Annotated in this window: 20 protein-coding genes; 13 read left to right on the top strand and 7 right to left on the bottom strand. The window is 69.1% G+C overall.

The annotated features are described in order from the left end of the window. Positions 1-56: 56 nt before the first annotated feature. The 3 genes from NNZ72_RS04405 to NNZ72_RS04395 all read right to left on the bottom strand — a co-directional run bounded on the left by NNZ72_RS04405 (position 57) and on the right by NNZ72_RS04395 (position 3,606). Positions 57-764: a hypothetical protein gene (locus NNZ72_RS04405; RefSeq protein ID WP_257313277.1), complete on the bottom strand. Its 708-nt coding sequence runs from the start codon at positions 762-764 to the stop codon at positions 57-59. Between the two features lie 104 nt (positions 765-868). After that, a complete protein-coding gene (locus NNZ72_RS04400; protein WP_257313273.1) occupies positions 869-2,572 on the bottom strand; it encodes a glycerol-3-phosphate dehydrogenase/oxidase in 1,704 nt (567 codons plus the stop codon). After that, positions 2,569-3,606, bottom strand: a complete 1,038-nt coding sequence (locus tag NNZ72_RS04395) for a zinc-dependent dehydrogenase (protein WP_257313270.1) — start codon at positions 3,604-3,606, stop codon at positions 2,569-2,571. The genes NNZ72_RS04400 and NNZ72_RS04395 overlap by 4 nt, the downstream gene beginning before the upstream one ends. A 429-nt stretch (positions 3,607-4,035) precedes the next feature. On the opposite strand from NNZ72_RS04395, the gene NNZ72_RS04390 reads away from it, so the two are divergent. The 5 genes from NNZ72_RS04390 to NNZ72_RS04370 all read left to right on the top strand — a co-directional run bounded on the left by NNZ72_RS04390 (position 4,036) and on the right by NNZ72_RS04370 (position 9,651). Continuing rightward, the gene (locus NNZ72_RS04390) at positions 4,036-4,983 is read left to right on the top strand and encodes a substrate-binding domain-containing protein (RefSeq protein ID WP_257313268.1); all 948 of its coding nucleotides are present in this window, start codon (positions 4,036-4,038) and stop codon (positions 4,981-4,983) included. A gap of 56 nt (positions 4,984-5,039) precedes the next feature. After that, entirely contained in the window at positions 5,040-6,533 is a 1,494-nt protein-coding gene (locus NNZ72_RS04385) for a sugar ABC transporter ATP-binding protein (protein WP_257313266.1), read from the top strand. An 18-nt stretch (positions 6,534-6,551) separates the two neighbouring features. Continuing rightward, positions 6,552-7,544, top strand: a complete 993-nt coding sequence (locus tag NNZ72_RS04380) for an ABC transporter permease (RefSeq protein ID WP_257313263.1) — start codon at positions 6,552-6,554, stop codon at positions 7,542-7,544. 78 nt (positions 7,545-7,622) lie between these two features. After that, positions 7,623-8,558 (top strand): sugar-binding transcriptional regulator, encoded by a 936-nt coding sequence (locus NNZ72_RS04375; RefSeq protein ID WP_257313260.1) that lies wholly within the window; start codon positions 7,623-7,625, stop codon positions 8,556-8,558. A gap of 136 nt (positions 8,559-8,694) precedes the next feature. Then, on the top strand, positions 8,695-9,651 hold the full coding sequence (locus NNZ72_RS04370; protein ID WP_257313256.1) for a carbohydrate kinase family protein: 957 nt from the start codon (positions 8,695-8,697) through the stop codon (positions 9,649-9,651). 27 nt (positions 9,652-9,678) lie between these two features. Here NNZ72_RS04370 and NNZ72_RS04365 read toward each other — a convergent pair whose 3' ends face one another. The 4 genes from NNZ72_RS04365 to NNZ72_RS04350 all read right to left on the bottom strand — a co-directional run bounded on the left by NNZ72_RS04365 (position 9,679) and on the right by NNZ72_RS04350 (position 14,309). Then, entirely contained in the window at positions 9,679-10,959 is a 1,281-nt protein-coding gene (locus NNZ72_RS04365) for an FtsX-like permease family protein (RefSeq protein WP_257313254.1), read from the bottom strand. A gap of 101 nt (positions 10,960-11,060) precedes the next feature. Further along, entirely contained in the window at positions 11,061-11,774 is a 714-nt protein-coding gene (locus NNZ72_RS04360; RefSeq protein WP_257313251.1) for an ABC transporter ATP-binding protein, read from the bottom strand. 2 nt (positions 11,775-11,776) lie between these two features. Further along, positions 11,777-12,232: a hypothetical protein gene (locus NNZ72_RS04355; protein WP_371747701.1), complete on the bottom strand. Its 456-nt coding sequence runs from the start codon at positions 12,230-12,232 to the stop codon at positions 11,777-11,779. 325 nt (positions 12,233-12,557) lie between these two features. Next, a complete protein-coding gene (locus tag NNZ72_RS04350; protein ID WP_257313248.1) occupies positions 12,558-14,309 on the bottom strand; it encodes an alkaline phosphatase in 1,752 nt (583 codons plus the stop codon). 156 nt (positions 14,310-14,465) lie between these two features. Here NNZ72_RS04350 and paaX point away from each other — a divergent pair, with 156 nt between their 5' ends. The 8 genes from paaX (at position 14,466) to NNZ72_RS04310 (ending at position 21,366) form a co-directional block, all read left to right on the top strand. Further along, complete coding sequence (gene paaX, locus NNZ72_RS04345) at positions 14,466-15,353, top strand: phenylacetic acid degradation operon negative regulatory protein PaaX (RefSeq protein WP_371747700.1); 888 nt, start codon at positions 14,466-14,468, stop codon at positions 15,351-15,353. Positions 15,354-15,540: 187 nt separating this feature from the next. Continuing rightward, entirely contained in the window at positions 15,541-16,746 is a 1,206-nt protein-coding gene (pcaF, locus tag NNZ72_RS04340) for a 3-oxoadipyl-CoA thiolase (RefSeq protein ID WP_257313246.1), read from the top strand. 25 nt (positions 16,747-16,771) lie between these two features. Beyond that, the gene (gene paaA, locus NNZ72_RS04335; RefSeq protein ID WP_257313242.1) at positions 16,772-17,776 is read left to right on the top strand and encodes a 1,2-phenylacetyl-CoA epoxidase subunit PaaA; all 1,005 of its coding nucleotides are present in this window, start codon (positions 16,772-16,774) and stop codon (positions 17,774-17,776) included. Between the two features lie 18 nt (positions 17,777-17,794). Next, on the top strand, positions 17,795-18,079 hold the full coding sequence (gene paaB / locus NNZ72_RS04330) for a 1,2-phenylacetyl-CoA epoxidase subunit PaaB (RefSeq protein WP_257313239.1): 285 nt from the start codon (positions 17,795-17,797) through the stop codon (positions 18,077-18,079). Then, complete coding sequence (paaC, locus tag NNZ72_RS04325) at positions 18,079-18,861, top strand: 1,2-phenylacetyl-CoA epoxidase subunit PaaC (protein ID WP_257313237.1); 783 nt, start codon at positions 18,079-18,081, stop codon at positions 18,859-18,861. Before paaB ends, paaC begins: the two co-directional genes overlap by 1 nt. A 10-nt stretch (positions 18,862-18,871) precedes the next feature. Further along, positions 18,872-19,396: a 1,2-phenylacetyl-CoA epoxidase subunit PaaD gene (paaD, locus tag NNZ72_RS04320; protein WP_257313235.1), complete on the top strand. Its 525-nt coding sequence runs from the start codon at positions 18,872-18,874 to the stop codon at positions 19,394-19,396. 22 nt (positions 19,397-19,418) lie between these two features. Then, on the top strand, positions 19,419-20,495 hold the full coding sequence (gene paaE / locus NNZ72_RS04315; protein WP_257313233.1) for a 1,2-phenylacetyl-CoA epoxidase subunit PaaE: 1,077 nt from the start codon (positions 19,419-19,421) through the stop codon (positions 20,493-20,495). Between the two features lie 115 nt (positions 20,496-20,610). Beyond that, positions 20,611-21,366 (top strand): Phenylacetic acid catabolic protein, encoded by a 756-nt coding sequence (locus NNZ72_RS04310; protein ID WP_257313232.1) that lies wholly within the window; start codon positions 20,611-20,613, stop codon positions 21,364-21,366. Positions 21,367-21,488 lie beyond the last annotated feature (122 nt).

Here is a 21,488-nt window from a genome sequence, read left to right as displayed (position 1 = left end):
TTCCTCGTTCCGCGCCGCCCCGGAACGTACAAGTATCCATCCGCAAGGTCAATTGTTCAGGCGAGGTGGTCGGCGAGCCCGGCCAGCAGCGACGGCAGCCGGTCGCCGGATTCGCCGGGCGCGAGCGCCGCCGAGATGGCGTCGAGCCGCGTGCCGGCGATCAGCAGCGCATCCTCGATCAGGGCGGACGCTTCCGCCTCCGGCGGCGCGCCGCGCAGGAAGACGGCAAAGAGCAGGGCAAGCGCGACATATTGCCGGAGGATCGCCGCCGCGCCGCCCTCCTCGGCGAAGTCGACCAGCGGCTTGCGGCGGACGAGGGCGCGCAGCAGCGCGGCGCCGGCCTCCTGCGGAGCCGCCTCGCGCTCGCCGGCAAGATCCGCCGCCACGGCGGCGAGCCGCGCCTTGAGGACGAGCTGGTTCGGCCGCTCGGCCGCCGCCACCGCCTTCAGCCCGCGATAGAGATCCTCCTGCAGCCGCTCGGCGCCGGCGGCGGAGAAATAGGCCTCGAACGGCGCGAAGCCGCGGAAGGGGCCGGAGGCGGGGCGCACGGTCGCGACCGCCGTCTCCACGGTGCTCAGCATGGTGTCGACGGCACGGAAGGTGCGGCCGACGAGCCGGTCGAGCTCCGGCAGCACCTCGGGCAGGGCCGGCGGGGCGAGGCCCGGGCGCTGCGCGTCCGACCCCAGCATGCGCACCAGGCAGCGCATGCCGCGCAGCTGGTCGCCGACGCTCCGTTTCAACTCCCGACCGACCGAAGACGGCATGGATGCGATCCTCCTTCGTGCAAAACCCGGAGCGTTTCCGCTTTTCTCCGATTCGCGAAAACGCTCCATCCCTTTGTTTCCATGCGATTCCGAGCGCAAGACCGCTACGCGCTCCTGCCGGAATGGCCCTGGGCCATCGCCATGCCGTGAGCATGACACGTTTGCAGGGTGGCGTCGATTTCATTCTGGCGGCGTGCGGCGTCCCAGCCGAGGCTTTCGGCGGCGATATCGGCGGCCTCCGCGATCACCGCCAGCGAGAGGCGGCCGGAGAGCGCGATGTCGGTGCGGCGGAAGAGGAGGTCGGCGAGCCGGCCGACGCGTTCGTTCCGGCAGATCCAGGCGAGCTCCGCCCGGCCGTAGGCCGGCAGCGACCGCAGCGGCCGGTCGCCCTCGGCCCGCGCCGCCTCCGCCGCGAGCCGGGCGCGGCTGCCGTAGCGGGCGAAGAGATCGGCCGCGGCCTCGCGCGAGCGCAGGCCGTCCGCGAGCGCGTCGACGAAGGCGCCGGCATCGGCGGGATAGCCGCGCCCGCCGCCGATCGGCAGGTCGCGCGTCGAGCAGCGGCGGCTGCGGCCGAGGCGGTCGAGCACGAGGTCGGCCGCCTCCTCGGAGAAGCCGCGATAGGTCGTCCACTTGCCGCCGATCAGCGAATAGACCGGGATCCGGCCGTCCGGCATCGTATCGCGGGCGATCGAATGGTCGCGGCTGACGGCGCCGGGATCGAGCCCGTCGCTGCGCGGCAGCGGGCGGACGCCGCAATAGGCCATGACGATCTCCTCCGGCCGGATCTCGATATCGGGGAAGACCTCGCGCGTCACGGTCGAGAGATACTGCCGCTCGCCGGCGTCGCAGGCGGCGCGGTCCGGATCGTCGACCGGGATGTCGGTCGAGCCGACGAGCACGTTGCCCATGAACGGATAGAGCAGGTTGACCCGGCCGTCGGCCGAGCCGAAATAGACCATCCGCCCGCCGAGCGCCCGGTGGAGCCGCTCGTTGCGGACGATGAGATGCGAGCCCTTGTTGCCGCCCATGTGCCGCGTCGTGATGCCGAGCGCGCGGTTGACCGCGTCGATCCAGGCGCCGCCGGCATTGACGACGACGTCGGCCGTCATGGTCGCCCGCGCGCCGGTGAGCGCGTCGGCGAGCACGATGCCGCCCTGTCCGTCGCCGGAGGCGGCGACGTGGTTGAGGGCGACGGCCTGCGGGTTGTCGGCCATGCCGTCGAGCAGGAGCTCCAGGCCGAGCCGCTCGGCGTGGGTGATGCGGCCCTCGTAGTAGATGCCGGCGGCGACGATATCCGGCGTCAGCTCCGGCATGGCGGCCCGCATCGCCCGCTTCAGCCGCATGCGGTGGTTCGGCATGGTGCGGAAATGCCGGCCGAACAGGTCGTAGAGGAGGAGGCCGATCTCGGTGATGACCGCGCCGCGGTCGTTGAGCTTCGCCTTGAAGCCGAGGAAACGCATGACGGAGGGCACGATGCCGCCGAACCAGGAATGGACGGGCAGCACGGTCTCGAGCGGCTTGACGTAGTGCGGCGCGTTCTTGAGCAGCAGGTTGCGCTCCATCGCCGACTGGCGCACCAGGCGGAACTCGCCGGTCTCCAGGTATTTTATGCCGCCGTGAATCAGGCGGGAGGGGGCGGCGCTGGCGCCCGAGCAGAAGTCGCCCTTGTCGACCAGGAGGCAATCGACGCCCTGGGCGGCGAGGTCGCGGAACAGGCCGCAGCCGTTGATGCCGCCGCCGACGATGACGACGGGATAATGCGCCTTCAGCGCGCCGAGGCGCCCGGCCGGTGTCGCAGCCTCCGTCATGCGTTGACGACCGCCACCTTCACGGCGCCGCCGCGCTCCGCCGTCTCCAGCGCCGCGCCGATGTCCTCGAGCGCGAAACGGTGGGTCAGCATCGAATCGACCTCGATGCGGCCGGCGGCGATCATGTCGAGCGACTTCTCGAACTGCAGGCGGTTGAGCCCGAAGGAACCGGTGACGACCAGCTCGTTGTAGTGGATCAGGTTGACGTCCATCGTCGCCATCTCGGCGGAGGAGAAGCCGGCGAACAGGCTGACCCTGCCGCGGTGGCGCACGAGCGAGAGCGCGTCGTTGGCGAGCTTCGCCACACCGATCGCGACGATCAGCTTGTCGGCGCCGAGCCCTTTCGTGTGCACCCGCACGACCGCCTGCAGGTCCTCGCTGACGGGATCGACCGCGATGTCGGCGCCGGCGGCGATCGCCGCCTCGCGGCGCGAGGCGCTCGGCTCGCTGACGATGACGCGGTGGGCGCCGGACAGGCGGGCGAGCTTGATGTGCAGGAGGCCGATCGGGCCGGAGCCGAGGACGACCACGGTGTCGCCCACCTCGATGCCGATCTTCTCCTGGCCGTTCAGCACGCAGGAGAGCGGCTCGACCAGCGCCGCCTTCTCCCAGCTCAGGCTCTCCGGGATGCGGAAGACGTTGCGCGCCTCGATCGCCCGGGCCGGGATGCGGATGTATTCGGCGAAGGCGCCGTCGATCTCGTAGCCGATCGCCGTCAGGTTCTGGCAGATGTTCTCGTAGCCGCGCTTGCAATAGTCGCAATGGCCGCAGGGGATCGCCGGACAGACGGCGACCGCCTCGCCGCAGGAGAAGTCGCCGTTGCCGCCGGTGTCGACGATCTCGCCGGCGAACTCGTGGCCGAGGATCGAGGGATAGCGGACGCCGGCGGTCTTGCGGCCGCGGAAGATGCGGATGTCGGTGCCGCAGACGGTGGCCGCGCGCACGCGGACGAGAAGGTCGCCCGCCGCCAGCACCGGGTCGGGCACGGTTTCAAACGACAGGTCATTCGGTGCTCTGAGCAGGCCAGCCTTCATCGATCCCTCCTTGGCGATTTCGCACATATGTGACGTAGAAGAAACAAATATGCAAGCTGTTGTTCGCAATGTGCGGGATTTTCACACCGCTTCAAGACGAGCGACCGGACGGCTGCACACCCCGTTGAGACCGAGGCATATAAATTTATAATTCTAAAACAACATGATATGTATGCTCCGCACAGCGACCCGGCAAAAGAGGTTGACATTCGCATCTGATGATGAACATTTTATTTTGTCTGCTGATAAATGTTCTATCGGCCGACAGGGAGGAACAGAGGCCAACCGGGCCGCCCGCCGGCGGACGGCGCTTCCTTCCTCCATGCGACCACTTTCGAGGGCCCACGGCCCCTGCCGCATGCGCGCCGCGCAGGCGCGGAAGCCGTAGCCCGCGCGAGGCGGCCGGCAAGGTTCAACTGGGAGGTAGAAATGAAACTGTCCAAACTTCTGACGACCGCAGGCCTCGTATCGATGGTTGCCGCTTCCGGCGCCATCGCCCAGAGCCAGCAGGACCTGCTCAAGCCGATCGACAAGGAGCTGACCTTCGTCTTCATCCCCAAGGTCATCCATCCCTGGTACGACGTCGTCGCGGAAGGCAGCAAGTTCGCCGCCGAGGAGCTGGCGAAGTCGGGCATCAAGGTCAACGTCATCTGGGACCAGCCGCCGCAGGCCGACGTCGCCGACCAGAACCAGCGCATCGAGACCAATATCGGCCGCAAGCCGGACGGGCTCGCCGTCGCCTGCCTCGACCGCGCCACCAACGTGCAGCTCCTGACGGAGGCCCGCGAGGCCGGCGTCAACGTCACCACCTTCAACTCGTTCTGCGACGAGAAATTCCCCTTCATCGGCCCGAAGAGCAGCTACCAGGACGGCTACGACCTCGGCGAGTTCCTGGCCAAGCACCTCGGCGGCAAGGGCAAGATCGGCATCCTCTCCGGCAGCCTGACGGCCTCCGACCACGTCGAGCGCATCCAGGGCTTCAAGAAGGCGCTGGAAAGCCATCCGGACATGACGATCGTCTTCGAGCAGCCCGACAACGACATCCTCGAGGAAGCCGTCACGCTGACCGAGAACGCGCTGCAGGCCCATCCGGACATCGCCGGCCTGTTCGGCTCCAACGCCTCCAACCCGATCGGCGCGGCGCGCGCGGTCAAGAACGCCGGGCTTGCCGGCAAGGTGGCGATAGTCGGCATGGACGACCTGCCGGAGGCGGTCGACGCCGTCTGCGACGGCACGATCACGGCCCTGAAGGCGCAGCGCCAGTGGGACATGGGCTACTGGGCGGTGAAGTACCTCGTCGCCATGAACGAGAACCACACGACGCCGCTCTTCCACGACACCGGCTCGCGCTTCATCACCAAGGAAGACTGCAAGTAACCCCCGACGGGCGGGGCGCGCGCGCAAGGCGCGCCCCGTTCAGGAGACGCCCGGCCATGACGCACCCCATCTTCGAGGCCCGTGACATCACCAAGTCCTACGGCGTCGTCCACGCCCTCAAGGGCGTGTCGATCGGCATCGGCGCGGGCGAGATCCATGCCATCATCGGCGAGAACGGCGCGGGCAAGAGCACGCTGATGAGCATCTTCTGCGGCAAGATCAGGCCGAGCTCCGGCACGCTCCACCGCGACGGCGAGCAGGTCGCCTTCGCCCGGCCGCTCGACGCCCAGCGCGCGGGCATCAGCATCGCCCCGCAGGAGATCAACCTCGTGCCGGACCTCACCGTCGCCGAGAACATCATGCTCGGCGCGCACGAGACGACCGGCCCTGCGATCGACTGGAGGAAGACGCGCCGCAAGGCGCTGCGCCACCTGCTGGAGATCGACGAATCGATCGACCCGGCGAGCAAGGTCCACCGGCTGAGCAAGGCGCAGCAGCAGCTCGTGCAGATCGCCCGCGCCGCCGCCACGCTCGCCCGCATCCTCATCCTCGACGAGCCGACCGCGGCGCTCACCTCGCGCGAGACGGAGAAGCTCTTCAGCTATGTCCGCCGCTTCCGCGCCGAGGGCGGCTCGGTCTTCTACATCTCCCACCGCCTCGGCGAGATTCTGGAGCTCGCCGACCGCATCACCGTGCTGCGCGACGGCGCCCATGTCGGCGAGCTCGACCCGAAGACCACGACCAAGGACGAGATGGTGCGCCAGATGGCCGGCCGCGTCGTCGGCCGCGGCAATCCCGCCCCGCATGTCGGGCTGGAGGCGCGCGAGGTGGTGCTGAAGGTCGACGGCCTCACCCGCCACGGCGAGTTCGATGACGTCAGCTTCGAGCTGCACCGCGGCGAGATCCTCGGCGTCTCGGGCCTGATCGGCGCGGGCCGCACGGAGGTCGCCAAGTGCATCTTCGGCCTCACCCAGGCCGACGGCGGCACGGTCGAGCTGTTCGGCGAGCGGCTCGACGCGCGCCGCAGCCCGCTCGACTGCATCGCCAAGGGCCTCGTCTACCTGCCGGAGGAGCGCAAGCAGGAGGGCATCTTCCCGCTGCTCAGCATCGCCGAGAACATGACCATGCCCTCGCTCGACCGCTTCGGCGGCCTCCTGCGCATGCGCACCGCCGACATGCTGCGCGAGGTCGACGGCTTCGTCGAGCGGCTGCGCATCAAGCTCGGCTCGCCCGCCGACCCGATCACCAGCCTCAGCGGCGGCAACCAGCAGAAGGTGATCATCGGCCGCTGGCTGATGCGCAACGCCCGCGTCCTGATCATGGACGAGCCCACGCGCGGCATCGACGTCGCCGCGAAATTCGAGATCCAGAACGAACTGCGCCGCTTCACCGACCGGGAAGGGCTGTCGATCGTCTTCATCTCCTCGGAGCTGGAGGAAGTGCTCGACGTCTCCGACCGCATCGTCGTGATGCACGAGGGCAAGGTGAAGGGAATCCCCGCCGCCGCCGCCGCGACGCAGGAATCGCTCCTACAGCTTGCCATGAGCTAGGCACCGGAAGGCAAAGACATGACACACGACATCACCGTTTCCTCCGCCCATGCCCCGGCCAAGAAGCGCGCCGGCCTCCTCGCCCGGTTCTGGCAGTGGGAGGCGAGCGGCATCCTCGTCGCGCTGATCGCGCTGATGGTCGTTCTGTCCTTGGCGACCGACAATTTCCTGTCGACCTACAACATGTCGGTCGTCGCCCGGCAGGCGGCCTTCGTCGGGCTGGTCGCGCTCGGCCAGACGCTGGTGCTGCTCGTCGGCGGCATCGACCTGTCGGTGGGCGCGGCGGCCGGGCTTTCGGCCATCGTCGGCTCGCTGCTGCTCACCATGTTCGGCGTGCATCCCTATGCGGTCATCCCGCTCACCATGGGCTTCGGCCTCTGCCTCGGCTTCATCAACGGATTCTTCGTGGCGGGGCTGCGGCTCAACCCGTTCATCGTCACGCTCGCCACCTGGGAGATCTTCGCCGGCCTCACCATGGTCATCACCAAGGGCTATCCGATCCGGCCGCTCGGGGAGACGTTCGGCGTCTTCGGCAAGGGCGAGATCCTGTCCGTGCCGATCCCGGTCCTCGTCTTCCTCGTCTCCGGCGCCGTGCTGATCTGGCTGCTGACGCAGACGCGCTTCGGCCGCAACATCTTCGCCGTCGGCGGCAACCGCGACGCGGCCGTGCTCGTCGGCATCCGCGTCAAGTTCGTGGAGTTCCTCGTCTTCGGCCTCGCCGGCATGTTCGCGGCGCTTGCCGGCATCCTGTTCGCGAGCCGCATGGACGCCGGCCAGCCCTCGGTCGGCGAGGGGTGGCTGATGGGCGCGATCACCGCGGCCATCCTCGGCGGCACCAGCCTGCGCGGCGGCCAGGGCTCGATCGTCGGCACGATGCTCGGCGCCATGCTGCTCACCGTGCTCGCCAATGGCACCGTGCTGCTCAACGTCTCCGGCTTCTGGCAGCGGGTGATCGTCGGCGGCGTCGTGCTCATCGCCGTGCTGGTCGATCTCTTCCGCCGACGCGGCTGAGCGCGATCGCCCTTGCGGCAGGCGCCCGTTCCGTCATTTATACGCAGACTGGACCAACCCCTGACAGAGAGTGAGAGAGTGTCTGATCTGAACGACGATCTGCGGACCCGGGCCGCCTGGCTCTACTACAAGGAGGGACTGACACAGGATCAGGTCGCCCAGGAGCTCGGCATGACGCGCACGCGGGTGCTGCGCATGCTGGCGGCCGCCCGCCTCGACGGCACGGTGCAGATCCGCGTGCTCTCCAAGCACAGCCACTGCGTCAAGCTGGAGCGCGAGCTGGAGCGCAAGTTCAAGGTCGAGCGCGCCATCGTCGTGCCGATGCCGCAGAAGCCGGACATGGTGCCGGAGATCATCGGCACCGTGCTCGGCGAGTACCTGACCGACCTCCTGAGCGAGAACACGACGATCGGCCTCGGCTGGGGCAAGACGCTGAGCTCCTGCCTGCCGTCGATCCCGCAGCAGCAGCATGCCGGCGTCTCGGTGGTCTCGCTGCTCGGCGGGCTCACCCGGGTCAGCACCTTCAACCCGTCGGAATTCGCCTGGCGGCTCGGCGACCGGCTCTCGGCGGAGAGCTACCTGATCGCCGCGCCGGTCTTCGCGCCCGACGAGCGCACCCGCGACGCGCTCCTCACGCACCCGGGCATCCGCGAGGTCTTCCGCCGCTCGGAGAACCTCGACATCGCCATTGTCAGCGTCGGCGACCTGTCGCCGTCCTCCACCTTCGTCAGCTACGGCCTGCTCGACAAGGAGGAGATGGTCTCGCTGCAGCGGGCCGGCGCCATCGGCGACATCCTCTGCCGCTTCATCGACGCGGACGGCCGGGTCATCGACCACGACGTCAACCGGCGCGTGGTCGCCGTCGACCCGCATACCCTGCGCTCGGCGCGCAAGATCGTGCTGGCCTCGGGCGGCTGGCACAAGCTCTCGGCCTTCCGCGCGGCCATGAAACTTCTTTCTCCCCACGTGATCCTGACGGACGAGCAGGTCGGGGAGAGCCTGCTCGACGGCTGAGGCCGGCGGGCGGAGGAGACGCGGAACATTGCCGGCCACGACGGTGCGGCGGTCCGGAGGGGCCGGCGCAGCGGAACCCTTTTGACGTCAACCAGAGCGCATCGGCGCGAACGCGCCGGTCCGGGAGGAACAGACCATGCAGTACGACTACACCTCGATCGGCTTCTTCACCTTCGATTGCCTCGGCCGGCCGGTCACCGAGATCCCGCCGGGCGGCAACACCTATTTCATAGAGGAGGTGGCGATGGCCGTCTCCGGGGCGGCGGGCGCCGCCGCCATCGTCGCGGCGAAATACGGCATGAAGGTGCTGGCCGTCGGCGGCATCGGCGACGACCTGATGGGCGAATGGGTGATCCGCCGCATGGGCCAGTTCGACATCGACACGTCGATGATGCAGCTCTGCCCGGGCGTCGGCACCTCCTCCTCCATCGTCACGACGCGGCCGGACGGCCAGCGCCCGGCGCTGCACATGCGCGGCGCCACCGGCGCCTTCGTCATCGACGAGGACGACTACGACAAGGTGCTGGACGCCAGGATCGTCCACATGGGCGGCACCGGGCTCATGGACCGGATGGACGGCGAGCGCAGCTTCCGCCTGATGGCCGAGGCCAAGCGCCGCGGCCGCATCACCACGCTCGACGTCTTCGCCGCCGACCGCAAGGACATGGAGAACGTCGCCGGCCTGCTGCCGCACACCGATTATTTCATCCCCTCCATCGAGGAGGCGCGGGCGCTGTCCGGCCTGACGACGAAGGAGGACATCGGCCGCTACTTCAACGACCTCGGCGTCCGGTGCACGATCATGACCATGGGCGAGGCCGGCGCCTATTATCACCACGCCGACGGCACGCGCTTCCACATGCCGGCTTTCGAGATCGACGTGGTGTGCACCTGCGGCTGCGGCGACGCCTTCAACGCCGGCTTCGCCGCCGGCCTGCTGCAGGGCTACGACCCGGAGGCGGCGACGCGGCTCGCGCAGGCCTCCTCCGCGCTCAACGCGACCGGCCTCGGCAGCCAGGCCGGCATCGTCGACCTCGAACGCACGCTCGCCTTCATCGAGGGCGCGCGCACCAAGTCCGTCCAGGCGGCCTGATCCCCCCGGACCGCCGGCGGCCCCGGCTCAGGCACGCAGCGCCTGGGCCGGGGTCTGGCGATAGGCGATCAGCACCGGCACGAGCGTGGCGAGCGCCGCGACCGCGAGCAGGCCGATGAGCGTCCAGGCGTCGGCGGCGGTGAAGCCGACCGGCAGCACGACGCCGCTCGCCTCCGTCAGCCGCACGGAGAGGAGCCTGACGGCGCCGTATCCGAGCGCGAAGCCGGCAAGCAGCCCGCCCGCCAGGATCAGGAACACCTCCAGCCAGACCATCGACAGCACCACCGCGCGCGGCGCCCCGAAGGCCCGCAGCGCGCCGATCTGCCGGCGGCGCTGCAGCACGTGCACGACGACCACCATCAGGATCGCCGCGGCGACCAGCGCCTGCGCGCCGCCGGCGATCGCGTCGAGCACGCGGCGGGCGTCGCCCAGCGTGCCGTAGAGCCGCGTCAGCACCTCGCCCGGGAACACCGCCATCGTCGTGTCGCGGCGGTATTCCTGGCGCAGCGTGTAGGCGTCGGCGATGCTCCTCGGCTTGACGACGATGGCCGGCACGCCGGGATTGTCGCCGCCCGCCAGCACCGTCTCGTCGACCGGCCGGCCGGCGCCGCCGGCGTGGTCGTGGTCGTGGCCGTGATCATCGTCGTGCTCGTGCGCCGCCTCCGCGGCGTGGTCATGCCCGTCCTCTTCCCCGCCCGCCGCGTGGTCGTGGTCGGCGTGGACGTCCCAGACGGACTGGATGGGCACGAGGATGGCGCGGTCCCAGGGCGTTCCGGTCGGCGCGAGGCGGCCGACGATGCGGTATTCGGCCTCGGCATGCACCTCGCCCGCCTCGCCGGCATTGCCGTGGAAGGGATGGAAGCTGGAGCCGACGGCCTGGCGCACCAGCGCGCCCGCCACCGCGTCGCCGAAATGCGCAAAGCCCGTGCCCTCGGCGAGCCCGCCGAACAGGTCGATCGCCTCCGACGTCGTGCCGACGATCGGATGGCTGCCGACGAAATCGCCGAAGCCGACGGGGATCGCCCGTTCGACGCGCGGATCGGCCCGGAGCGCCGCGAGCACCTCGGGGCCGGCAAGCGGCAGCGGAGCCGCCTGCAGGAACACCGCGGAGAGCACGAGCTGCGTCTCGCTGCCGGCCGCGCCCACCACGAGGTCGAAGGGGGCGGAGGCGCGGGCGCTGCCGAGCCGGAGCGCCCGCTCCTGCAGCGTCACCGCCACGCCGAGCGCGGTGGCGAGCGCCACGAGCAGGGCGACGAGAGCGACGCCGATGCGGTTGCGGCGAAGGTCGGCGAGGATGAAATGGAACATGGTTTTCCTCTCAGGGCATTTTCGCTCTTGTCCGAAGCGCGAAAAGCACCGTCTGTCTCGTTTCTGCGCGATCCTACGCGTCCGCCGGGACGGCTCCGGGTTCAAAGAGCGGCAGCGACCTTCGTGCCTTCGCCCGGATGCACGGCGGCCTCGCCGGCGATTCGGCCGTTCTCGAGCCGCACCACCCGGTCGAGCCGGCCGATCAGCCGCTCGTCGTGGCTTGCCGCGATCAGGGTGGCGCCGGTCTCGCGGGCGAGCTCGAGGAGGAGGTCCGAGACCGCGGCACCCGCCTCCCTGTCGAGGCTCGCCGTCGGTTCGTCGGCGACGACGACCCCCGGCCGGCCGACCAGCGCCCGGGCGACGGCGACGCGCTGCATCTGGCCGCGCGACATCGTCTCGACCGGCTGGCCGGGCCGCTCGATGCCGACCCGTTCGAGAAGGTCGAGCGCGCGGCGGCGCATGCCGGGCTCCAGCGACAGGCGCGAGAGGCGGTGCGGCAGGAGCACGTTGGCCTCCGCCGAGAGGCCGGGAAAGAGGTGGAACTCCTGCATGACGAGGCCGACATGGGCGAGCCGCCAGCCGTCGCGGCGGTTCTCCGAGAGGAGGGCGATGTCCTCGCCGTTCCACAGGATGCGGCCGCGGCCGGCCCGCTCCATGCCGGTGATCACGTTGACGAGGCTGGTCTTGCCCGAGCCGGAGGCGCCGGTAAGCGCGACATGCGCCCCCGCCGCGACGGTGAGCCCGGGGATGTCCAGCACCGGCGCGGCGAGGCCGGGATAGGTAAGTTCGAGCCCTTCGATCGTCAGCGCCAGCATGGTCAGGCCCGCCGGAATTCGGCGCCGACGATGCGCAGCAGGCTGACGAACCCCGTCTCCGGATCGCGCCAGGAGCCGACCTCCAGCGTGCCGGAGACGTCGATGAGGCCGTTCGCCTGCTCGAAGGTCTGGGCGCTGTCGAGATAGACGACGACGATGTTGTCCGGCCAGTCGGCATCCGACGAGCAGAAGGGGCAGAGCGCCATGGGGATCTCCGTCAGCACGAAGAAATTCGCCTCCGCCTTCAAGGGCGGCGCCATGAAGCCGCGCATGGAGACCGGCTTGCCGGCAAGCGCCTTCACCTTGTCGGAGAAGACGAGGCCGAGCACGCCGAAGCTGGCATAGAGCTCGCCGAAGCCGACGGTCGAGCCGGCCGCGCGGGCACGGCGCGGTCCCGCGAGCAGGGCGGCGGCCATCAGGCCGAGAAAGGCGCGGCGGCGAGGGCGGATGGCGAACATGTCCTTCTCCTTCGATGCAGAGGCGGTCGCGTCGCGATACCCCCCTCTGGCCTGCCGGCCATCTCCCCCTCAAGGGGGAGATCAGATGGAGCACCGTTTCGCCCATCGCTGACGGTGCGGCTCAAGCGAGGCTTTCACCTCTTGCCGATCTCCCCCCTTGAGGGGGAGATGGCCGGCAGGCCAGAGGGGGGTGGACAAGACCACCCCATTCTTCCGATTCCCCCCATTCTCGAGGGCTTCGGCCCACCCTCCCAATCGAGGGGAGGGTGGGTGCCCCGCCCGGGCCGGACCTCATGTCCGCGCCGGGCGAGGAACAGCCTTCTGCCTACTGCGTCTGCTTGGCGCCGAGCGCCAGCGCCTCGGCGATCACGCGGTAGACGTCGCTCTGCTCCAGATAGCCCTTGAAGCCTTCCGAGCCGGGGCCCGTCGCCTGCAGCACCACGTCGTCCACCGAATGGACGCCGGTGTCGCCGTCGCGCGGGATGTTGCCGGCGACGAAGACGGCGCCGGGCACATCCTTGTAGGCCTCGTTGGCGATGTACGTCTTGTTCTCGTCCTGGATCGCCGGAACGAACGGGCCGTCGAGCTTCGGGCGGAAGGTCTCGTAGTGGTCCGGGCCGTTGTTGGCGGCGAGGAACAGGCGGCGCGAGACGTCGACGCGGTCCGGATAGCCGTCGCCGTCGGCGTCCTCGTAGTTCGGGAAGCCGGCCTCGGCATAGGTGCCGACCTTCTCGCGCATGTCGTCGCCGGCCTTCTCGTCGTCGACCGTGCCGATGATCGAGACGCCGTGCGTGTGGTCGCCCGTCACGACGATCAGCGTGTCGGGATTGGCGGCGGCGAATTCACGCGCCACGCCGATCGCCTGGTCGAACTCGATCGTGTCGAAGACCGCGCGGTCCCAGTCGAGCGGGTGGGACATCTTGTCGACATTGGCCGCCTCGACGACGAGGACGAAGCCTTCCGGGTTCCTGGAAAGCTGCTCGATCGCCGTGCGGGTCATGTCGACGAGGCCCGGCTGCCCGGGGAACTTGTCGACGGTGCCCTTCTTCAGGAATTCGCGGTCGAGCGTCGAGTCCATGTTGCCGGTGTGGAAGAGGCCGAGCACCTTGCCGCTGTTGGAGCCGGAGGCGGCCGCAAGCTCCGCCTTCGAGGTCGCGAGCGTATAGCCGGCCTCCCGGTAGAGGCCGACGTGGTCGATGTCGTCCTTGCGCTTGGAGCCGGCCGTCGACTGCGGCAGGAAATAGGCCGAGCCGCCGCCGAGGATGACGTCGGGCTTCAGCTCGAAGATCTGGCTGTTGATGTCGGCCTTCTCGGCGCGGCGGCGGGTATGGGCGAAGACGGCGGCCGGCGTCGCGTCCTGCAGCTCCGACGTCGTGACGATGCCGAGCGACTTGCGGGTCTGGCGGCGCACGGCCTCGGCCAGCGTCTCGACCTTCGGGTCGTCGAACGGGTCTGCGGTGCGGTCGGCATAGACGCCGAGCGCGTTGACGGCGCTCTTGTGGCCGGTCATGTAGGCCGACATGGTGTTGGCGCTGTCGGTGGCGACCGCTTCCGTCGAGGACGTGCCGATGAAGGCCATGCGGTCGAGGTCGTCCATGGCGAGGCGGCCGTTCGCCTTGCCCTCGGTCATGCCCTTCGACATGATGCGCGCGGCGGTGCGGTGGGAGACGGAGAGGCCGTCGGCGATCAGGAAGATGACGTTCTTCGCGGCCGGTGCGTCCGGCGTGCCGTAGACCTCCCAGGTCACGGTCTTCTCCTCGCCGCCGGCCCTGGCGACGACGGTGTAGCTGCCGGGCTCGGCAAGCGCCGCCGCGTCGATGCGCAGCGCGGAGGCCTCCGCACCCTCTTCCTTCTCGATGAAGGTCGGCGCCTTGCCGAGCACCTCGGCGGCGGGCTTGCCGTTGATCGTGACGCTGACGTCGCCCTCGGCGACGACCGTGTCGAACTCGACCTTCACGTCGAAGGGCGAGGATACGAGGATCGTGGCGCGGTCCAGCGGATAGACCGTCGCCGCCGAGGCGATAAGCGGCGCGGCGAGGATCGTGGTTGCTGTGAGGATGGCTATGAGGCTCCGCATGTCCGGTTCTCCTGTTACGGTGACATCGCGGCACCGCTAAACCAGTCACGTTGCAGGTTTGTGACGGATGGCCGACTATGGGTACAGTTCCAGCGGTGCGCCGCTTCCTGTACAAGCGGGCGAACCGATTCTCGTGAGCGAAAGAGGCGTTCCGTCTTGTCGAGCGGCGCAACCACAGGCAGGGGCGGGGCGCTGGTGCGGCTTGCCCTCGGGCAGGGCCCGCTGAAGGCGGCGAGCTTCATCGTCACCGTCTACGGCGACGTGGTCGAGCCGCGCGGCGGCGTCGTGTGGATCGGCAGCCTGATCGAGACCTGCGCGGCCGTCGGCATCAGCGAGACGCTGGTGCGCACCGCCGTCTCGCGCCTCGTCGCCGCCGGCCAGCTTTCCGGCGAGCGCGAGGGGCGGCGGAGCTTCTATCGGCTGACCGCGCCCGCGCGCGCGGAGTTTTCCGCCGCCGCGCGCCTGCTGTTCGGCCCGCCGGAGCCGGCGGACTGGCATTTCGTCCATCTTACGGGCAGCGCGCCCGAGGAGGCGATGCAGGCGCTGGAGCGGGCGGGGCATGCACGCCTCGGGCCGCGGCTCGCCGTCGGCTGCCGGCCGTTGCCGCCCTCTCTCACCCGGGGCGTCGTGTTCCGCGCCGGGATCGTGCAGGGCGAGGACGATCTCGGCGCCTTCGCGCGCGAGCACTGGGCGCTCGAGCCGCACGCGGCCGCCTATCGCGGCTTCCTCGACCGTTTCGGCGCGCTTACCGGCGAACTCGAAGGGGGGCTCAGGCCCGATCCCGCCACATGCCTCGCCGTGCGGCTCCTCCTCGTCCACCAGTTCCGCCTCGTCGTGCTGCGCGATCCGCGCCTGCCGGCGGCCGCTCTGCCGGCGGACTGGCCTGGCGCGGCGGCGCGGCGACTCTTCTGCGACCTCTACCTCCGCCTCTCGCCCGAGGCCGACCGGCACGTCGCCCGCCGCTTCGTCACCGCCGACGGCGCGCTGCCGGAGGCAAGCGAAGCGACGCTCCGCCGCCTCGCCCTCCTGCGCGAGACGGCCTGAAAACCCACTTTTCCCGCGGAATCCGCCGCCGTCGTGCTATGATGCGAGAAGGCATCCCGAAACATCACAGAAAAGACGAAAATGTCCGTTGATTTGTGACATGTTGGGTGGTAAATAGATAACCGATCGGTCGGTCAATGTTTCCAGGAGGGAGGCGGACCGGCCCCGGGACCAGGGAGGAAGCCGCGTGTCCGAAGCCTTCATCTGCGATGCCGTCCGCACCCCGATCGGCCGCTACGGCGGGCTGTTGTCGTCGGTGCGCGCCGACGACCTGGCCGCCGTGCCCCTCGCCGGGCTGATGGCGCGCAACGCGCAGGTGGACTGGACGAAGGTCGACGACCTCGTCTACGGCTGCGCCAACCAGGCGGGCGAGGACAACCGCAATGTCGGCCGCATGGCCGTGCTGCTCTCGGGCCTGCCCGTCTCCATCCCCGGCACCACCGTCAACCGGCTCTGCGGCTCCGGCATGGACGCCGTCGGCATGGCGGCGCGCGCCATCCGCGCCGGCGACTGCGATTTCGTCATCGCCGGCGGCGTCGAGAGCATGAGCCGCGCCCCCTTCGTCATGCCCAAGGCCGAGAGCGCCTTCTCGCGCGCCAATGCCGTCTACGACACCACCATCGGCTGGCGCTTCGTCAACCCGAAGATGAAGAAGGCCTTCGGCGTCGATTCCATGCCGGAGACGGCCGACAACGTCGCCGCCGATTTCGCCGTCAGCCGCGAGGACCAGGACGCCTTCGCCGCCCGCAGCCAGGCGCGCTGGGCCGCCGCGCACGAGGCCGGGATCTTCGCCGACGAGATCGTGCCCGTCCACGTGCCGCAGAAGAAGGGCGATCCGATCGTCGTCGACCGCGACGAGCATCCCCGTCCCGGCACGACGGCCGAGCAGCTCGCCAAGTTGAAGGGCATCAACGGCCCCGACCTCTCCGTCACCGCCGGCAATGCCTCGGGCGTCAACGACGGCGCCGCAGCCCTGCTGATCGCCAGCGAGGCGACGGCGAAGGCGCAAGGCCTCACGCCGAAGGCGCGCGTCGTCGCCATGGCGGCCGCCGGCGTCGAGCCGCGCATCATGGGCGTCGGCCCGGCGCCCGCCGCCCGCCGCGTGCTGGAGCGCGCCGGCCTTTCGCTTGCGCAGATGGATGTGATCGAGCTCAACGAGGCCTTCGCCTCGCAGGCGCTCGCGGTGCTGCGCAACCTCGGCCTGCCGGACGACGCTCCGCACGTGAACCCGAACGGCGGGGCCATCGCCATCGGCCATCCGCTCGGCATGAGCGGCGCGCGGCTCGTCACCACCGCGACCTACCAGCTCCACCGCCAGGGCGGGCGCTATGCACTCTGTACCATGTGCATCGGCGTCGGCCAGGGCATCGCCATGATCATCGAGCGCGTCTGACGCGTCACGCCAGGAGGAGACGACCATGTATGCACAGATGGTGAAGACCGACAGTACGCGGCTGCGCTCGCTCGACGAGATGGACCCGGTCGAGCGCGCCTTCCAGGAACGCGTCGACGCCGGGCAGAAGATCGAGCCGAAGGAATGGATGCCGGAGGGCTACCGCAAGACGCTGGTCCGCCAGATCAGCCAGCACGCCCATTCCGAGATCGTCGGCCAGCTTCCGGAAGGCAACTGGATCACCCGCGCGCCGACGCTCGAAAGGAAGGCGATCCTGCTCGCCAAGGTGCAGGACGAGGCGGGCCACGGCCTCTATCTCTACTGCGCCGCCGAGACGCTCGGGGTGAGCCGCGACGAGCTCTACGAGCAGCTCCATTCCGGCAAGGCGAAATATTCGTCGATCTTCAACTACCCAACGCTGACCTGGGCCGATATCGGCGCCATCGGCTGGCTGGTCGACGGGGCGGCGATCATGAACCAGGTGCCGCTGCAGCGCTGTTCCTACGGCCCGTATTCCCGGGCCATGATCCGCATCTGCAAGGAGGAAAGCTTCCACCAGCGCCAAGGCTACGACATCCTGATGAAGATGGTGAAGGGCACGCCCGCGCAGAAGGCCATGGTGCAGGACGCGCTGAACCGCTGGTGGTGGCCGTCGCTGATGATGTTCGGCCCCTCCGACGACGCCTCCGTGCACTCGGCCCAGTCGATGGCCTGGAAGATCAAGCAGAACTCCAACGACGAGCTGCGCCAGAAATTCGTCGACCAGACCGTGCCGCAGGCAAAGTATCTCGGCCTCACCGTTCCCGACCCGGACCTGACATGGAACGAGGAGAAGGGCGGCTACGACTTCGGCCAGCCGGACTGGGAGGAGTTCTTCAACGTCATCGCCGGCAACGGCCCGTGCAATGCCGAACGCCTCGAAGCCCGCCGCAAGGCCTGGAACGACGGCGCCTGGTTCCGCGACGGCCTGACGGCGCATGCGGAAAAGATGGCCGAGCGCCGCGCCGCGGCGAAGATCGCCGCCGAATAGGTTTTGGGAGAGAGAACCATGTCCAGCGAATGGCCGCTTTGGGAAGTCTTCATCCGGGGCCAGCACGGCCTCAACCACCGCCATGTCGGCAGCCTGCACGCGCCCGACGCCGAGATGGCGATCAACAACGCCCGCGACGTCTACACGCGCCGCAACGAGGGCGTCAGCATCTGGGTGGTGAAGTCCGCCGACATCACCGCGAGCGCCCCCTCCGACAAGGGGCCGCTGTTCGATCCGTCGAACTCCAAGGTCTACCGCCACCCGACCTTCTTCGACATCCCGGACGAAGTGGGGCACATGTGATGGCGACCGCGACCCCCGAAGCGACGGTCGATAAGGCCGCCCTCCTCGAATTCCTGCTGCGCACCGGCGACAATGCGCTGGTGCTCGGCCACCGCGTCTCCGAATGGTGCGGGCATTCGCCGGTGCTGGAGGAGGACATCGCGCTCGCCAACACCGCGCTCGACCTGATCGGCCAGACGCAGCTCTGGCTCGGGCTTGCCGGCGAGGTGGGGGGCAGGGGCCGCACGGCCGACGACCTCGCCTATCTGCGCGACGGCTACGAGTTCCGCAACCTGCTGCTCGTCGAGCGCCCGAACGGCGATTTCGGCAAGACGCTGATGCGCCAGTTCCTGTTCGACGCGTGGCACTACCTGCTGCTCAAGGCGCTGAAGGGCTCGACCGACCGCCGCATCGCCGAGATCGCCGAGAAGGCCTTCAAGGAAGTGGCCTATCACCTGGAGCGCAGCCGCGACCTGATCATCCGCCTCGGCGACGGCACGGCCGAAAGCCATCGCCGCATGCAGGAAGCGCTCGCCGACCTCTGGCCCTATACGGGCGAGATGTTCGTGGGGGACGCCTCGGATGCCGCGCTCGCCGAAGCCGGCGTGGTGCCTTCGCCGGAAAGCCTCAAGGCCGGCTGGGACGAGATCGTCGCCGACGCGCTCGCCGAAGCGACGCTGAAGCGGCCCGCCGACGGCTACATGCACAAGGGTGGCCGGCGCGGCGTGCACACCGAGCATCTCGGCTACATCCTGTCCGAGCTGCAGTTCCTCCAGCGCGCCTATCCGGGCGCGACCTGGTAGGGGCGGGACGATGGCCACGGCGCTCCGCCCCTCCGTCGAGGAGGTCTGGCACTGGCTGTCGGAGGTGCCGGACCCGGAGATCCCGGTGATCTCGCTCACCGACCTCGGCATTATCCGCGACGTCGAATGGCGGGACGACACGCTGGTGGTGACGGTGACGCCGACCTATTCCGGCTGTCCCGCCACCACGGTGATCAACCTCGACATCGAGGCAGCACTCGCCGCGAAGGGCCTCGGCAAGGTCCGGCTCGAACGCCGCCTGTCGCCCGCCTGGACGACGGACTGGATCAGTGCCGAGGGCCGCGAGAAGCTGAAAGCCTACGGCATCGCCCCGCCGATCGACGGCACCGCCGCCGACGGCGTGCTGATGAAGCGCATCGACCGGCTGTCCGGCCGCTCGAACCTGACGATCGCCTGTCCGCGCTGCGGATCGGCGAACACGGAGAAGATCAGCCAGTTCGGCTCGACGCCCTGCAAGGCGAGCTACCGCTGCACCGACTGCCTGGAACCGTTCGACTATTTCAAGTGCATCTGACCCATTGGGAGGGGCTCCGCACATGACACGTTTTCATCCCCTGACCGTCACCGACGTCCGCCGCGAGACGCGCGACGCGGTCGTGGTCACGCTCAAACCTTCGGACGAGGACCGGGCGGTCTTCGACTTCACGCAGGGCCAGTACCTCACCTTCCGCCGCCGCTTCGAGGACGAGGAGCTGCGCCGCTCCTATTCGATCTGCGCCGGCAAGGACGAGGGCGTGCTCAAGGTCGGCATCAAGCGCGTCGACGGCGGCTGCTTCTCCACCTGGGTCAACGAGAACCTGAAGCCCGGCGACACGCTGGAGGCGATGCCGCCGATGGGCGCCTTCTTCACGGCGCTGGAGCCGGAGGCGGCAAAACACTATCTCGGCTTCGCCGGCGGCAGCGGCATCACGCCGGTGCTCTCCATCATCAAGACGGTGCTGGCACGCGAGCCGCGCTCGCGTTTCACGCTGGTCTATGCCAACCGGCAGATCAGCTCGATCATGTTCCGCGAGGAGCTGGAGGACCTGAAGAACATCTATCTCGGCCGCTTCTCGGTGCTGCACGTGCTGGAAAGCGAGGCGCAGGACATCGACCTCTTCACCGGCCGCGTCGATGCGGAGAAATGCGCCGCCCTCTTCAAGGGCTGGATCGACCTGAAATCGGTCGCGACCGCCTTCATCTGCGGGCCGGAGCCGATGATGCTGGCGATCGCCGCGTCCCTTCGCGAGCACGGCCTTTCCGACGACCGGATCAAGTTCGAGCTCTTCGCCTCCTCGCAGCCCGGCCGGGCGCGCCGCAAGGTGGAGGCCGCAAACGGCGCCGACCACGGCGCGGCCTGCGAGGCGACCGTCACGCTCGACGGCGCGACGCGCAGCTTCCGCTTCCCCAAGCAGGGCCAGAGCCTGCTGGAGGCAGCACTCGAGAACGCCATGGACGCGCCCTATGCCTGCAAGGCCGGCGTCTGTTCCACCTGCCGCGCCAAGGTGCTGGAAGGCGAGGTCGAGATGGAGACCAACCACGCGCTGGAGGACTACGAGGTGCGCCAGGGCTACGTGCTCACCTGCCAGTGCTACCCGCTCAGCGACCGCATCGTCGTCAGCTACGATCAATAGAGCATTTCCGCTTTTCTCCGAAAAGCGAAAACACTCTATCTCTTTGTTTTTACGCAATTCCGGACGCAAAACCGCTTCGCACTTTTGCTGGAATTGCTTCTAGAGGGAAGATTCCATGACCGACACGATGCCGATCGAGGACTACCTGGCGCAGGGCGGCGTGCTCACGTCGCCGGCCAACGTGCCGCCGCGCTATCGCGGCGAGCTGCTCCGCCTGATGGCGAGCTTCGTCGACAGCGAGCTTGCCGGCTCCGCCGGCTTCGCCGACACGATCAACGACGCGCCCGGCATCCAGGAGCGCATCTCCGCCGCCCGCATCGTGCTGGAGAAGACCGACCATGCCGGCCAGGTGCTGAAAGTGATGGAGAGCTTCGGCGCCGACGGCGGCCGCTATGCCGCGCACCATCCCTGGGCGGCGCGCCTCGCCCGCGAGGCCGAGATCGGCGCGACCCGGCAGGGCGGCGACATGCGCCTCTCCGTCTTCCACTATCCGCTCGAAGGCTGGGTGGACGCCGTCGTCATGAACGTGCTGATGGGCCGCGCCGGCACCGTGCAGCTCAAGGAACTGTCGCGCGTCTCCTACCAGCCGCTCGCCGAGGTTTTCCGCGCGATCCTGCCGCGCGAGACGCGGCACGCCGAGCTCGGCGCCGCCGGCCTCGCCCGCATCGCCGCCGACACCGAGGGCCGCGCGAAGGCGAAAGCGGCTGTCGCCTACTGGTATCCGCGCGTCGCCGAGAGTTTCGGCCATTCGGGCTCCGTCCGCTTCACGACGCTGTCGCGCTTCGGGCTCAGGCATACGCCCAACGAGACCCTGCTTGCCGAATGGCGGGCGGCGGTCGATGCGGAGCTTTCCGCGCTGGATCTGAACTGAGCCGCTTCCTCCCCTTCTCCCCGGCGGGGAGAAGGTGGCCCGAAGGGCCGGATGAGGGGGGCGGAACGCACGATACTTCGCCTGCGGCGCCCGCTGCCACGACCTTCTCCCCGGAGAAGGGG

It is taken from the genome of Shinella pollutisoli (genome assembly GCF_024609765.1).
In the GTDB taxonomy this organism is placed as follows: domain Bacteria; phylum Pseudomonadota; class Alphaproteobacteria; order Rhizobiales; family Rhizobiaceae; genus Shinella; species Shinella pollutisoli.
Note: the sequence above shows the minus strand (reverse complement) of the source record. Positions and strands in the feature narration are given on the sequence as shown.